The following is a 14,546-nucleotide window of genomic DNA, read 5'->3' on the forward strand; positions in this document are numbered from 1 at the left end:
TCGCCACTGATCCACCCAGCAAGCTGGGCTTCACCGTTCGACTTGCATGTGTTAAGCACGCCGCCAGCGTTCGTCCTGAGCCAGAATCAAACTCTCCGTAGATGTCTCATTGGCAACCACCACCCGAAAGCGGCGATCCACCGACACACGAAACGACCCCCACCCGCTGGCGAGCGAGGATCAGTCAATTCGGCTGCTAAAGAAGCCACCCGACGGGGTCGGGAAGGCTTCCGTATCAACCAAGACCCACCGACACCGAACAACCACCCCCGAACGAGGCGGCCACCCGAGCCGATGAACCATCTTGGCATCAACTACTAGGCACACTGTTGAGTTCTCAAAGAACAGACGCGCATCCCCCGTCCACCCTCGTGAAGGGCGTCCGGCCGGAGGCTCGGTTCCAATCTACCAGAGTTCCTGGCCCGCTTTCCGCGCCTTCCGGCGTTTCTTCGCGTTCCTGAACTCTACCAGAGCTTCTTTCCTGTCTTCACCGCCCGTTTACCGGGCGTTTCCGACGTTCCGAAACTCTACCAGGCTTTCCGACCCGCTTTGTCCGCGGCATTTCGCGGAGCAGAGCCAGGAGTCCCGGTCCGGCGCGACCGAACAGGCGCCGAAGCACCTGGAGGTCGTACCGGGGGGTCGTCGTCCGCGGGACCAGCCATCGAGGTGACCCTCGGTGTCCGTTCCTCCCTGCCGGGCGACGAGGAGATACCTTACGCACGCCGTCCGACCGTCGTCAAACCGGCGGCGCGGGCGCTCCCCGCACCCCGTCCCACCTGGGCTTTCGCCCCGCGGCGGCCAGGGTGACCCCCGTCGGGAGCACCGGGACCTCGGTCCCAGCACCCTCGCGCTCGTCCCACCCTGACCCACGGCCCCGGAGCGCGCAACCCCGGCGTACGCCGGTGCCCCCCGGATCGCCTCGGCGCGAGGGCGACCTCGCCCGCCGGCCGCACCGCACATGCAGGAGGGGCGCCCCGCACCCGCGGACCGCCCCTCCCGTCGCCGGCATCCGCCGACCTGCGTGCGCGCGGTGCCCGGCACCGCGCACGCCGATCAGGCGCCGGCCACCCGCGCCACCGCCAGCGTCCGCTTCCCGCGCCGCAGCACCAGGTACTCCCCGTGCAGCAGGTCGCCGGCCTCGACGACCGCGGCCTCGTCGGTGACCTTCCGGTTGTTCACGTTCGCCCCGCCCTCGGCGATCGCCCGCCGGGCCGCGCCCTTGCTGGCGACCAGCCCGGTCGCGGCGAGCACGTCGACGAGCGGGTCGCCGACCGCGACGTCCGCCGACGGCAGCTCGGCCACCGCGGCGGACAGCGTCGCGGCGTCGAGCTCGCCCAGGTCCCCGCCGCCGAACAGCGCCCGGCTCGCGGCGATGACCTTCTCGGTCGCGTCCACCCCGTGCACGAGGGACGTGACGTCGTAGGCGAGCGCCCGCTGCGCCTCGCGCGCCGCGGGCCGCGCGGCCACGGCCTCCTCGAGCTCCGCGATCTGCTCGCGGCTGCGGAACGTGAACACCTTGAGGTAGCCGACCACCTCGGCGTCGTCCTGGTTGAGCCAGAACTGGTAGAAGGCGTACGGGCTCATCATCTCGGGGTCGAGCCAGATGGCGCCGCCCTCGGACTTGCCGAACTTGGTGCCGTCCGCCTTGGTGATGAGCGGCGTGGTGAGCGCGTGCACCGAGGCGTGCTCGGACTTGCGGATCAGCTCGACGCCCGACAGCAGGTTGCCCCACTGGTCGTTGCCGCCGGTCTGCAGCGTGCACCCGTGCCGGCGGTGCAGCTCCAGGTAGTCCATGCCCTGCAGGATCTGGTAGCTGAACTCGGTGAACGAGATGCCCTCGTCGGACGCGAGCCGCCGGGCGACGGTGTCCTTGGCGAGCATCGTGCCCAGCCGGTAGTGCTTGCCGACCTCGCGCAGGAAGTCGATCGCGGTGAGCTCGCCCGTCCAGTCGAGGTTGTTCACCATGCGCGCGGGGTTGTCCCCGTCGAAGTCGAGGAACCGGCTGATCTGGGACTGCAGGCGCTGCACCCACTCGGCGACGGTGTCCTTGGTGTTGAGCACCCGCTCCCCCGACATCCGCGGGTCGCCGATGAGGCCGGTGGCCCCGCCGACGAGGGCGAGCGGGTGGTGTCCGGCGAGCTGCAGGTGCCGCATGAGCACCAGCTGCACGAGGTGCCCGTGGTGCAGCGAGGGCGCGGTCGGGTCGAACCCGGCGTAGAAGGTCACGGGTCCGGCGTCGAACGCCTCGCGCAGGGCGTCGAGGTCGGTGGTCTGGGCGACGAGGCCGCGCCAGGCGAGCTCGTCCAGGAGGTGGGTCACGTCGTGCTCCTTGCATCGCGCGGCCGCGGGGCCGCACCGTCGGCGGAAGAGGTCATGCCGGCGTCGTCCCGCGCTGCGGGCTGCTTCCCGACGCCGGCCGGCGATACGCGGGCCGGAAGGCGGACACCGTGGGCTCGCCGGCGAGCCAGAACCGCCAGGGGTACCGGGCGGCGTCGCCGCCCGGCCCCGAGACACCGACCCGCGGTCCCGTCGCGTGCGCGCCGACGACCGCGTCGGGGTCCCGGTGCACCACGACCCGTCCCCCGGGCTCCGTGAGGTCGGCGCCGTAGTCGGACAGGTCCAGGCCGAGCGCCACCGCGAGCCGCGCCGGTCCCCGCGCGATCTGCCGGTCGGAGTCCACGACGCCGGAGCGCAGCCGCCGGTCGCGCGCGAGCTCCACGCCGTCGACGACCTCGCCCGCGCGCAGCAGCACCGCGGAGGCGGCGCCGGCGGGGCCGGTCACGACGTTGACGCAGTGGTGCAGGCCGAGGTGCCGGTAGACGTAGAGCCGGCCGGGCTCGCCGAACATGACCGCGTTGCGCGCGGTGCGCCCGCGGAAGGCGTGCGAACCGGGGTCGGCCTCCCCCGCGTACGCCTCGACCTCGGTGATCCGGAGCGTCACGTCGCCCTCGTCGGACCGGACGGTGACGTGGGCGCCGAGCAGGTCCGGCGCGACGGCGAGCACCGGGCGCCCGAACCAGGTCCGCGCGGGCACGACGCCGGGGACGCCGCCCGGCAGCTCGGGCCCGGGACCCGGCAGCGACGCGGCGGGCACCGGAGCGCCGGGGTCGCCGGCCGTCGCCGCGGGCGGGACGGCGCGCGCGTCGCCCGCCCCGCTCCCCTCGACCGCCTGGCTCACCGGGCCATCCTGCCCCATGCGTCGACCCGCACGTCGGCGCGTCCACGCGTGCCCTCGCGGGCGTAGTGCGCCGCCTCGTCCCGCATCCACGTCCGCCAGTGCGGCAGCGCGTCCGCCCCGTCGCGCTCCAGCCCGCGCGCCAGCCGCGTCGCGTCGTCGGCCTCGACCCACACCAGCAGGGACAGGTCGGCAGCGCCCGCGAGCCGGCCCGAGCCGCAGCCCTCCAGCACCAGCACGTCGGGCACCGGCACGTCGACCCAGCCGTCGAACCGCCCGGCGTGCCAGTCGTACCGCTGGAACCGCCCGGGCAGCCCGCGGCGCAGCGGCTCGAGCACCTGGGCGGCGAGCCGCGGCCAGAGGTCGCCCTCGAGCCCGGACCAGCCGGCGTACAGGTCGTCCATGTGCACCACGTGCGCGCGCACCCCGGCCTCGGTGCACCGGCGTGCGACCGACCCGGCCAGCGTGGTCTTCCCGGAGCCGGCCGGCCCGTCGACCGCGACCGCCCGCACGGGGCCCAGCCGCGGTGGCCGGGACAGCAGCAGGGGCACGAGCACGCCCGCGGCGTCCTCGTGCCCCTGCTGCTCGCGCGTCAGGTCCACGCGGCGATCGTGCCAGACCCCGCGGCGCCGCCGCGCCGCCGGGAGCGACCGCCGCGCCGCCTCACGCCACCGACGCCCGCAGCTCGGCGGCCCGCGCGCGGGCCCGGTCCCGCTGCTCCGCGACCCGCACCGGTGCCGTCCCGCCGTGCGCCGAGCGCGACGCGACCGACCCCTCGACGCTCAGCACCGAGCGCACCTCGGGGGTGAGCGCCGGGTGGATCGCGGCGAGCTCGTCGTCGGTCAGCTCCCACAGCTCCACCGCCGGCTCGTGCTGCTCGCACGCCCGGACGCACGCGCCCGCGACCTCGTGCGCGACCCGGAACGGCACCCCCTCGCGGACCAGCCACTCGGCGATGTCGGTCGCGAGCGAGAAGCCCTGCGGCGCGAGCGACGCCATCCGCGCCGTGTCGAACCGCAGCGTCGCGACCATGCCCGCGAAGGCCGGCAGCAGGACGGTGAGGGTGTCGACCTGGTCGAACACCGGCTCCTTGTCCTCCTGCAGGTCGCGGTTGTACGCGAGGGGCAGGCCCTTGAGCGTGGTCAGCAGCCCCGTGAGGTCGCCGACCAGCCGCCCGGCCTTGCCGCGCGCGAGCTCGGCGACGTCGGGGTTCTTCTTCTGCGGCATGATGCTCGACCCGGTCGAGTAGGCGTCGTCCAGCCGGACGAAGCCGAACTCGACGGTCGACCACAGGATGATCTCCTCGGCCAGCCGGGACAGGTCGACGCCGAGCATCGCGGACACCCAGGCGAACTCGGCGACGACGTCGCGGGAGGCGGTGCCGTCGATCGAGTTCTCCACCGGCCCGTCGAAGCCGAGGTCCGCCGCCACGGCCGCCGGGTCCAGGCCCAGCGAGGACCCGGCCAGCGCGCCCGAGCCGTACGGGGACACCGCGGCGCGGCGGTCCCAGTCGGCGTACCGCTCGACGTCGCGCAGCAGCGGCCACGCGTGCGCCAGCAGGTGGTGCGCGAGCAGGACGGGCTGCGCGTGCTGCAGGTGCGTGCGCCCCGGCATGATCGCGTCGCCCGCTGCCTCGGCCTGGGCGACCAGCGCGTCGACGACGTCGAGGGTCAGCCCGACGATGTCGCGCGCCGCGTCCCGCAGGTACATCCGCACCAGCGTCGCGATCTGGTCGTTCCGCGACCGCCCGGCGCGCAGCCGCCCGCCGAGGTCGGCCCCGGCGCGCTCGATCAGCCCGCGCTCCAGGGCGCCGTGCACGTCCTCGTCGGACTCGGCGGCGACGAACGCCCCCGACGCGACGTCGGCGCGCAGCCGCTCCAGGGCGTCGAGCATGCCCGCGAGCCCCGCGTCGTCCAGCAGCCCCGCGGCGTGCAGCACCCGCGCGTGGGCCTGCGACCCCGCGATGTCCTGCGGCGCCAGCCGCCAGTCGAAGTGCGTCGACTTCGACAGGGCGGCCAGGGCGTCGGCGGGGCCGCCGGCGAACCGGCCGCCCCAGAGCGCGCCGGCCTGCTCAGGCACCGTCGATCCCGCCCTGCGTGCCGAGGTCCTCCGCGTTGCCGAACTTCACGTCGCGCGCGGCGGCGAGCTTGGACGACAGGCCGTAGATCTCGATGAACCCGCGCGCCGCCGACTGGTCGAACGTGTCGCCGGAGTCGTAGGTCGCCAGGTTGAAGTCGTACAGCGAGGTCTCGGAGCGGCGGCCGGTGACCGTCGCGCGGCCGCCGTGCAGCACCATGCGCACCTCGCCGGAGACGTAGCGCTGGGTGTCGTCGATGAAGGTGTCGAGCGACTTCTTCAGCGGGGAGAACCACTGGCCGTCGTACACCAGCTCGGTCCAGCGCTGCTCGACCTGGCGCTTGAACCGGGCCTGCTCGCGCTCGACGGTGACGTTCTCGAGCTCCTGGTGCGCCGCGATCAGCGCGATGGCGCCCGGCGCCTCGTAGACCTCGCGGGACTTGATGCCCACCAGGCGGTCCTCGACGATGTCGATCCGGCCGACGCCCTGGGCGCCCGCGCGGCGGTTCATCTCCTGGATCGCCTGCAGCGGGGTGACCGGCACGCCGTCGAGCGCCACCGGGACGCCCTGGGCGAACGTGATCACGACCTCGTCGGCGACCGGCGGGAACGTCGGGTCGTCCGTGTAGGTGTAGACGTCCTTGGTCGGCTCGTTCCAGATGTCCTCGAGGAAGCCGGTCTCGACGGCGCGGCCCCACACGTTCTGGTCGATCGAGAACGGGTTGTGCTTGGTGGTCGCGATCGGCAGCTTCTTCCGCTCGGCGAACTCGATCGCCTTGTCGCGGGTCAGCGCCAGGTCGCGCACCGGCGCGAGGCACTTGAGGTCGGGGGCCAGCGAGGTGATGCCGACCTCGAACCGCACCTGGTCGTTGCCCTTGCCGGTGCAGCCGTGCGCGACGGTGGTGGCGCCGAACTGGCGGGCCGCGCGCACCAGGTGCTTGACGATGACCGGGCGCGACAGCGCGGAGACCAGCGGGTACCGGTCGAGGTACATGCCGTTCGCGCGCAGCGCGGGCATGCAGTACTCGGCGGCGAACTCGTCGCGGGCGTCGGCGACGTAGGCCTCGACGGCGCCGCAGTCGAGGGCGCGCTGGCGGATGACCTCGAGGTCCTCGCCGCCCTGGCCGACGTCGACCGCCACGGCGATCACCTCGGCGCCGGTCGCCTCGGCGATCCAGCCGATGCCCACGGAGGTGTCCAGGCCGCCCGAGTAGGCGAGGACGACGCGCTCAGTCATGTTCTTCTCTTTCGGTGTCGTGAGTGGTGCGGAGCGGGAGGGGGCGGACCGGCGCGTCAGCCGGTCGTCGCCAGCTCGAGGAACCGCGCGGCCAGCGCGGTGCCCTCGGGACCGTCGGCGCCCTCGCGGGCGATGACGAGGACGGTGTCGTCCCCCGCGATGGTGCCGAGCACGCCCGGGAGCACCGAGTGGTCGATCGCGGAGGCGAGGAACTGGGCGGCCCCGGGCGGGGTCCGCAGGACGACCAGGCTGCCGGACGCCTCGGCGGTGACGAGCAGCTCGGAGCACAGCCGGGCGAGGCGGGCGGCCAGGGCCTCGGCGTCGACCACGGGGGCCGGCGACCGGTCGCCGCCCTCCCCCGGGACGGCGTACGCGAGCGACCCCGTGGGCGTGCGGATCTTCACCGCGCGCAGCTCGACGAGGTCCCGGGACAGCGTGGCCTGGGTGACGGTGACGCCCTGGTGCGCCAGCAGGTCGGCGAGCTCGGACTGCGAGTGCACCGACTGCCGGGACAGCACGTCGCGGATCAGCGCGTGCCGGGCGGCCTTGGTCGAGGGGACCCGGCCGGTGGTGGCGGCGGGCTCGTCGGCCCGGGCGGACGCCGTCACGCGGCACGCTCCAGCAGCCAGGCCAGCAGCGCCTTCTGCGCGTGCAGCCGGTTCTCCGCCTCGTCCCAGACCACCGACTGCGGGCCGTCGAGCACGTCGGCGGTGATCTCCTTGCCCCGGTACGCGGGCAGGCAGTGCAGGACGAGCGCGTCCGGGGCCGCGAGGGCGAGCGCCGCGGCGTCGAGCCGGTACGGCACGAACGGCCGCTCGCGCTCGGCGGCCTCGGCCTCCTGGCCCATCGAGACCCACGTGTCCGTGGCGACGGCGTCCGCGCCGGTGACGGCCGCGGCGAGGTCGTCGGTCACCTCGACGGAGCCGCCCGTCTCCGCGGCGATCGCGGCCGCCGCCGACACCACCTCGGTCGCCGGCAGGTACGCGGCCGGGGTCGCGATCCGCACGTGCATCCCCGCGGTCGCGCCGCCCAGCAGGTACGACTGCGCCATGTTGTTCGACCCGTCGCCGGTGTAGGCGAGCTGGAGCCCGCGCAGCGCCGCGACGCCGCCGCGGTGCTGGGCGATCGTCAGCAGGTCCGCGAGGATCTGGCACGGGTGGAAGTCGTCGGTCAGCGCGTTCACGACCGGGACGCCCGCGTGCGCGGCCATCTCCTCGATCCGGGTCTGCGCGTGGGTGCGCCAGACGACCGCCGCGACCTGCGGGCCGAGCACCCGGGCGGTGTCGGCGATCGACTCCCGGACGCCGATGCGCGCGAGGTTGCCGTCGACCAGCAGCGGGTAGCCGCCGAGCTCGGCGACGCCCGTGGTGAACGACACCTGGGTGCGCAGCGTCGGCTTGTCGAAGATGATCGCGACGGCGCGCGGGCCGTCGAGCGGGCGGCGGGCGAACCTGTCCGTCCGGAGCGCCAGCCCCAGCTCCAGGACCTCGGCCTGCTCGGCGGGCGACAGGTCGTCGTCGCGCAGGAAGTGCCTCACGCCGCGCCCCCCAGGTCGTGCGGGAGCGCCGCGAGGAACTCGGTGAACGTCGCCGCCTGCTCGCGGGTGAGCACGTACGGCGGCGCGAGCCGGATGGTCTGCGGCGTGCACGGGTTGACGATGAACCCCTCGCCCAGCGCGCGGGAGGCGACCTCGGCCGCCACCGGCGCGGTGAGCTGCACCGCGATGAGCAGGCCCTCGCCCCGCACCTCCGCGACCAGCGGGTGGCCGAGCGCGGCGATCTCCGACCGCCACCAGGCGCCCAGGTCCGCCACGTGCGCCAGCAGCCCGTCGCGCTCGATCACGCCGATGGTCGCCAGCGCCGCCGCCGAGGCGACCGGGTTGCCGCCGAACGTCGTGCCGTGCTGGCCGCGGCCGAGCAGCGTCGCCGCCCGCTCGCCGTACGCGACGACCGCGCCGACCGGGAACCCGCCGCCGAGGCCCTTAGCCAGGGTGACGACGTCCGGACGGATGCCGCCGCCGAGGTGCGCGTGCTGGTGCGCGAGCCAGGTGCCGGTGCGGCCCATGCCGGTCTGCACCTCGTCGAGGATCAGCAGCGCGCCGTGCGCCTCGGTCAGCTCGCGGGCGCGGGTCAGGTACCCGGCCGGCAGCGGCAGCACGCCGGCCTCGCCCTGGATCGGCTCGAGGAACACCGCGGCGACCGTGTCGCCCCCGCCGTCCGCGAACGCGGCCTCCAGCGCCGCGGTGTCGCCGAACGGCAGGAACTCGACCCCGCCGGGCAGCGGCTCGAACGGCTCGCGGTACGCGGCCTTGGAGGTGAGCGCGAGCGCGCCCATCGACCGGCCGTGGAACGCACCCTCGAGCGCCAGGACCCGGGTGCGCCGGACGCCGCCGGGGCCCTCGCTGTTCCGGCGGGCCATCTTGAACGCCGCCTCGTTGGCCTCGGTGCCGGAGTTCGTGAGGAACACCCGGGAGCCCTCGGGCGCGTCGGCGACGGCGAGCAGCCGCTCGGCCAGCGCGATCTGGGTCGGACTCGCGAAGAAGTTCGAGATGTGGCCCAGCGTGCCGAGCTGCGCGGAGATCGCCGCGGTCAGCGTCGGGTGCGCGTGGCCGAGCGAGTTCACCGCGATGCCGCCGAGCAGGTCCAGGTAGCGGAAGCCGTCGGCGTCCCACACGTACGGGCCCTCGCCGCGGACCAGCACGCGCTGCGGCGCGCCGAAGGTGTCCATGAGCGCGTGGCCGTAGCGCTCGGTCCAGTGGGCCACGGAGTCGGCCCCGGCCAGCGCGGCGGGGTCCTGCGGCTCCAGGTGCTGCTCGGTCACTCAGCTCACCTCGGGGACGTGGGGGACGGTCGGTGCGATCCGCGGGATCGGGGACGTGAAGGGCGAGGGGCTGGGCTCGTCGTCGGGCAGCACCATCGTGCCGATGCCGTCGGACGTGAAGACCTCGACCAGGATCGAGTGGGCCTGACGGCCGTCGATGACGTGCGCGCGGCCGACACCGCCCGTGACCGCCCGCCAGCAGGCCTCCATCTTCGGGCGCATGCCGGAGTCGAGGGACGGCAGCAGGTCGGCGAGCGCGCCGGCCCGGATCCGCCGCGCGAGCGAGGACCGGTCGGGCCAGGACGTGTACAGGCCCTCGACGTCGGTGAGCACGATGAGCTTGCGCGCGCCGAGCGCCACCGCCAGCGCCGCCGCCGCGGTGTCCGCGTTGACGTTGAGCACCTGCGTCGGGTCGTCGATGTCGGGCGCGACCGTCGAGACGACGGGGATCCGCCCCGCGTCGAGCAGGTCGTGCACCGCGCCCGGGTTCACCTCCACGACGTCGCCGACCTGGCCCACGTCGACCTGCTGCCCGTCGACCGTGGCGGTGCGCCGGCGGGCCTGCAGCAGGCCGCCGTCCTCGCCGGACAGGCCGACCGCGTACGGGCCGTGCGCGTTCAGCAGGCCGACCAGCTCGCGGGACACCTGCCCGGTGAGCACCATGCGGACGACGTCCATCGCCTCGGGCGTGGTGACGCGCAGGCCGCCGCGGAACTCCGACTCGATGCCGAGCCGGTCGAGCATCGCGTTGATCTGCGGACCGCCGCCGTGCACGACGACCGGGCGCAGCCCGACCTGGCGCAGGAACACCATGTCCTCGGCGAACGCGCGCTTGAGGTCCTCGTCGACCATCGCGTTGCCGCCGTACTTGACCACGACGAGCGCGCCGGCGAACCGCTGCAGCCAGGGCAGCGCCTGGATGAGCACCTCGGCCTTCTGGTCGGGGCGCAGGTCGGTCCGCGTGTCGAACGCGTCGTCGTGCGGGGGCGGGGCGTCGAGGCTCATGTGGAGTACGCGCTGTTCTCGTGGACGTAGTCGTGCGTGAGGTCGTTGGTCCAGATGGTCGCGGTGGCGTCCCCGGCGTGCAGGTCGACGTCGACGCGGACCTCGCGGGCCGCGGCCAGGTCGACGAGGTCGCGCGGCTCGCCGACCCCGCCGGCGCGGCACACCTGGACCCCGTTGATCGACACGTCGAGCAGGGCGGCGTCGTAGGGGGCGACGTCCTCCGGCACCGTGCCGACCGCCGCGAGAACGCGGCCCCAGTTCGGGTCGTTGCCGAACACGGCGGCCTTGAACAGGTTGGACCGGGTGACCGCGCGGGCGACGGCGACGGCCGCCTCCTCGGAGGTCGCGCCGGTGACCGTGACCGCGATGTCGTGCGAGGCGCCCTCGGCGTCGGCGACCAGCTGGCGGGCCAGGTCGGCGGAGGCCGCGGTCACGGCGGCGGCGAACGCCTCGGGGTCCGGGGTCACGCCGCTCGCGCCGGAGGCGAGCAGCAGCACGGTGTCGTTGGTCGACATGCAGCCGTCGGAGTCGACCCGGTCGAACGTGGTCCGGGTGGCGGCGCGGAGCGCGGCGTCGGCCTGCTCCGCGGTGACGACCGCGTCGGTGGTGAGCACGACCAGCATCGTCGCGAGGCCGGGCGCGAGCATGCCCGCGCCCTTGGCCATGCCGCCGACCGTCCAGCCGTCGCCGGCGACCGCGGCGGTCTTGCTCACGGTGTCGGTGGTCATGATGGCGGTGGCGGCGTCGGGGCCGCCTTCGGCGCTGAGCGCCGCGGCTGCGGCGTCGGCGCCGGGGAGCAGCAGGTCCATCGGCAGCCGCTCGCCGATCAGGCCCGTCGAGCAGACCAGGACGTCCCCGGCGGACGTGCCGAGCACCTCCGCGACGTGCTCGGCGGTGCGGTGCGTGTCACCGAAGCCCTCGGGGCCCGTGCACGCGTTGGCGCCGCCGGAGTTCAGCACGACCGCGGTGGCGACGCCGTCGGCCACCGCCTGCCGGGACCAGACGACCGGCGCGGCGACGACGCGGTTGGAGGTGAACACGCCCGCGGCGACCTGCAGCGGGCCGTCGTTGACGACCAGGGCGACGTCCGGCTTCCCGGAGGGCTTGAGGCCGGCGGTGACCCCGGCGGCGCGGAAGCCGGCCGGCGCGGTCACGCCCGCGGTCTCGATGGCGGCGGTCACGGGGCGACTCCCTCGGTGGTGAGGCCGGTGCGCTCGGGCAGGCCGAGCGCGAGGTTCAGCGACTGCACAGCGGCGCCCGCGGTGCCCTTGACCAGGTTGTCCAGCGCGCACAGCGCGACGACCTTGCCCGCGGCCTCGTCGACCGTCACCTGGACGAGCGCGGTGTTCGCGCCGGTGGTGACGCCGGTGGTCGGCCACTCCCCCGCGGGCAGCAGCTCGACGAACGGCTCGGCGGCGTAGGCGGTCTCCCAGGCGGCACGGACCGACGAGGCGTCGGCGCCGGGCGCGAGCGGGGCGGTGACCGTGGCGAGGATGCCGCGGGACATCGGCACCAGCACCGGCGTGAACGACAGCCCGACCGCTGCGGCCCCGGCGACGCCGAGGTTATGCTGGATCTCCGGGATGTGCCGGTGCGTCCCGCCGACCGCGTACGGCTGCGCGGAGCCGAGCGCCTCCGACGCGAGCAGGTGGGTCTTGAGCGACTTCCCCGCGCCGGAGTACCCGACGGCCAGGACCGCGACCAGGTCGGCCGGGTCGACGACGCCCGCGGCGACGCCCGGCTGGAGCGCCAGGGTCACGGCGGTGACGTTGCAGCCGGGGACGGCGATGCGGCGGGCCTCCGCGAGCGCCGCGCGCTGGGCCGTGGCCGCGGTCTCCCCCGCGTGCAGCAGCTCCGGCATGCCGTAGGGCCAGGTGCCCGCGTGCTCGGTCCCGTAGAACCGGCGCCACGCCTCGGGGTCCGTCAGCCGGTGGTCCGCGCCGAGGTCCACGACGAGCGCGCCGTCGCCCCGGTCCGCGAGCGCCGCGGCGATCTCGCCGGACGCGCCGTGCGGCAGGGCCAGCACCACGACGTCGTGGCCGGCGAGCTCGTCGACCGAGGTCGGGGTGAGCACGCGGTCCGCGAGCGCGCGGAGGTGCGGCTGGTGCGCGCCGAGCCGGGTGCCGGCGTTGGAGTGGGCGGTGAGCGCGCCGATCTCGGCCTCGGGGTGGCCGAGCAGGAGCCGCAGGGTCTCGCCGCCGGCGTACCCGGAGGCGCCCGCGACGGCGACGGAGAAGGACATGTGCATGACCATACACCCGAGTGCACAGTGATTCATCGGGACGTCCGCGGCGTGGCGCGCGGGGCCGGTGCGGGTGGACCGGCCCCTCGTCCCCACCCGATTCTCGCGCCGCCACCCGATGAAACGGGTGGTCACGCGAGAATCGGGTGGGGACCGGGCCGCGAGCACGCGGACCCCGCGCCGACCCGGACCCTGACACGGCCGGAATGCCCGGGCCGGGCCGGTCGTTGCTGCTCGTATGCACGCGATCCTCGCCACCGAGCCGGGTGGACCCGACGTCCTCGAGCCCGACGAGATCCCCGACCCGCTGCCGGGGCCGCGCGACCTCCTGGTGCGCCTCAGCGCCGCGGGCGTGAACTTCATCGACACGTACCGGCGCAGCGGCGTCTACCCGATGCCGTTCCCGCACGTGCCCGGGTCCGAGGGCGCGGGCGTCGTCGAGGCCGTGGGTCGCGAGGTGCGGGACTTCGCCGTCGGCGACCTGGTCGCGTGGGCGTCGGCGCCGTCGTCCTACGCGGAGCTCGTCGTCGTGCCGGAGGCCGTCGCGCTGCGGGTGCCGGACGGCGTCACGGACGAGGTCGCCGCGGCCCTCCCCCTGCAGGGCCTCACCGCGCACTACCTCGTCACGTCGACCTTCCCCGTCCTCGAGGGCCAGGACGTGCTGGTGCACGCCGGGGCGGGCGGCGTCGGCCTGCTGCTCACCCAGCTCGCCGCCGCGCGCGGTGCGCGGGTCATCACCACGGTCGGCACCGCCGACAAGGAGGCGCTGTCCCGCGCCGCCGGCGCGTCCGAGGTCATCCGGTACACCGAGCTCGACGACCTGACGACCGAGCTGCCCGCGCTGGTGCGCGACCTGACCGGCGGCCGCGGCGTGCACACGGTCTTCGACGGCGTCGGCGCCACGACCTTCGACGCCTCGCTCGCGTCCCTGCGGCCGCGGGGCGGGCTCGCGCTGTTCGGCGCGTCCTCCGGCCCGGTGCCGCCGTTCGACCCGCAGCGGCTCAACGCCGCCGGGTCCCTGTTCCTCACCCGGCCCACCCTGGGCCACTACACCGCCACCCGGGACGAGCTCACCCGGCGGGCCGACGAGCTGTTCGCGGCCGTCGCCGCCGGCACCCTCGACGTCCGGGTCGGCGCGACCTACCCCCTGGCCGAGGCCGCCGAGGCGCACCGCGCGCTCGAGGGCCGGGCCACCACCGGAAAGGTGCTCCTGACCGCATGAGAGACCTGCACGTCGAGATCTGGTCCGACATCGCCTGCCCCTGGTGCTACATCGGCAAGCGCCGGTTCGCCGCCGCGCTCGCCGACTTCGAGCACCGCGACCACGTCCGCGTGACGTGGCGGTCGTTCGAGCTGCAGCCGGACGCCGAGCCGTCGACAGCTCACCCCGGGCTGACCGAGGCGCAGATGCTGTCCGAGCGCAAGGGCATGCCGGTCGACCAGGTGCGGCAGATGTTCGACCAGGTGACCGCCGTCGCCGCGTCGGTCGGCCTGGCGTACGACTTCGACACCGTGGTGCCCGCCAACACCTTCGACGCGCACCGGCTGGTGCACGTCGCCGCCTCGCTGGGCGGCGACGCCGCCGCGGCCGAGGTCGTCGAGCGGCTGATGAGCGCGCACTTCGAGCACGGGCGGGTCGTGGACGACCTCGACGTGCTGGTGGAGATCGCGGTCGAGGCCGGGCTGGACGGCGACGCCGTGCGCACCGCGCTGGCGACGGACGCCGGGGCGGGCGCCGTGCGCGCCGACGAGGCCGAGGCCGCCGCGCTGGGCATCCAGGGCGTGCCGTTCTTCGTCGCCGACCGCCGGCTCGGGCTGTCCGGCGCGCAGCCGGTCGAGGTGTTCGCGCAGCTGCTGTCCCAGGCGTGGGCGGACGCGAACCCGCCGCTGGCGATCCCGACCATCGCGGGCGCGGCCGACGCGGAGGCGTGCGGGCCGGACGGCTGCTGAGCCGAGGGGCGCGGGTCGGCGGACCGGGCCGGGTGTCCGAA

General features: G+C 74.9%; 13 protein-coding genes and 1 rRNA gene. 2 read left to right on the forward strand and 12 right to left on the reverse strand.

Translation table 11 applies throughout. The features are described 5' to 3' along the window. The 12 genes from J5O08_RS16940 to argC form a co-directional block, all read right to left on the reverse strand. Nucleotides 1-102, reverse strand: a 16S ribosomal RNA gene (locus J5O08_RS16940); the annotation flags it as partial. A 951-nt stretch (nt 103-1,053) separates the two neighbouring features. Further along, complete coding sequence (gene tyrS / locus J5O08_RS16945) at nt 1,054-2,319, reverse strand: tyrosine--tRNA ligase (protein ID WP_218708057.1); 1,266 nt, start codon at nt 2,317-2,319, stop codon at nt 1,054-1,056. 52 nt (nt 2,320-2,371) lie between these two features. After that, a complete protein-coding gene (locus tag J5O08_RS16950) occupies nt 2,372-3,094 on the reverse strand; it encodes a DNA-3-methyladenine glycosylase (RefSeq protein WP_374225989.1) in 723 nt (240 codons plus the stop codon). A gap of 80 nt (nt 3,095-3,174) precedes the next feature. Continuing rightward, on the reverse strand, nt 3,175-3,777 hold the full coding sequence (locus tag J5O08_RS16955) for a uridine kinase (protein WP_308281686.1): 603 nt from the start codon (nt 3,775-3,777) through the stop codon (nt 3,175-3,177). 61 nt (nt 3,778-3,838) lie between these two features. Further along, complete coding sequence (gene argH / locus J5O08_RS16960) at nt 3,839-5,254, reverse strand: argininosuccinate lyase (protein ID WP_218708061.1); 1,416 nt, start codon at nt 5,252-5,254, stop codon at nt 3,839-3,841. Further along, complete coding sequence (locus J5O08_RS16965; protein WP_147793748.1) at nt 5,247-6,488, reverse strand: argininosuccinate synthase; 1,242 nt, start codon at nt 6,486-6,488, stop codon at nt 5,247-5,249. The genes argH and J5O08_RS16965 overlap by 8 nt, the downstream gene beginning before the upstream one ends. Before the next feature lie 56 nt (nt 6,489-6,544). Continuing rightward, nucleotides 6,545-7,096 carry an arginine repressor gene (locus J5O08_RS16970; RefSeq protein WP_147793749.1) on the reverse strand — a complete coding sequence of 184 codons (552 nt, stop codon included), beginning with the start codon at nt 7,094-7,096 and terminating at the stop codon, nt 6,545-6,547. Further along, nucleotides 7,093-8,025, reverse strand: a complete 933-nt coding sequence (argF, locus tag J5O08_RS16975) for an ornithine carbamoyltransferase (RefSeq protein ID WP_218708063.1) — start codon at nt 8,023-8,025, stop codon at nt 7,093-7,095. The genes J5O08_RS16970 and argF overlap by 4 nt, the downstream gene beginning before the upstream one ends. Next, complete coding sequence (locus J5O08_RS16980; protein WP_308281687.1) at nt 8,022-9,308, reverse strand: acetylornithine transaminase; 1,287 nt, start codon at nt 9,306-9,308, stop codon at nt 8,022-8,024. Before J5O08_RS16980 ends, argF begins: the two co-directional genes overlap by 4 nt. Then, a complete protein-coding gene (argB, locus tag J5O08_RS16985; RefSeq protein WP_218708065.1) occupies nt 9,309-10,313 on the reverse strand; it encodes an acetylglutamate kinase in 1,005 nt (334 codons plus the stop codon). Further along, the gene (gene argJ, locus J5O08_RS16990; RefSeq protein WP_308281688.1) at nt 10,310-11,494 is read right to left on the reverse strand and encodes a bifunctional glutamate N-acetyltransferase/amino-acid acetyltransferase ArgJ; all 1,185 of its coding nucleotides are present in this window, start codon (nt 11,492-11,494) and stop codon (nt 10,310-10,312) included. Before argJ ends, argB begins: the two co-directional genes overlap by 4 nt. Continuing rightward, the gene (argC, locus tag J5O08_RS16995) at nt 11,491-12,561 is read right to left on the reverse strand and encodes an N-acetyl-gamma-glutamyl-phosphate reductase (RefSeq protein ID WP_255590119.1); all 1,071 of its coding nucleotides are present in this window, start codon (nt 12,559-12,561) and stop codon (nt 11,491-11,493) included. The genes argJ and argC overlap by 4 nt, the downstream gene beginning before the upstream one ends. A gap of 232 nt (nt 12,562-12,793) precedes the next feature. Here argC and J5O08_RS17000 point away from each other — a divergent pair, with 232 nt between their 5' ends. Next, a complete protein-coding gene (locus J5O08_RS17000) occupies nt 12,794-13,777 on the forward strand; it encodes a quinone oxidoreductase (protein ID WP_218708069.1) in 984 nt (327 codons plus the stop codon). Continuing rightward, nucleotides 13,774-14,505: a DsbA family oxidoreductase gene (locus J5O08_RS17005; RefSeq protein ID WP_218708070.1), complete on the forward strand. Its 732-nt coding sequence runs from the start codon at nt 13,774-13,776 to the stop codon at nt 14,503-14,505. Before J5O08_RS17000 ends, J5O08_RS17005 begins: the two co-directional genes overlap by 4 nt. The last annotated feature ends 41 nt before the right edge of the window (nt 14,506-14,546 follow it).

Source organism: Cellulomonas sp. PS-H5 (assembly GCF_019265565.1).
GTDB lineage: Bacteria > Actinomycetota > Actinomycetes > Actinomycetales > Cellulomonadaceae > Cellulomonas.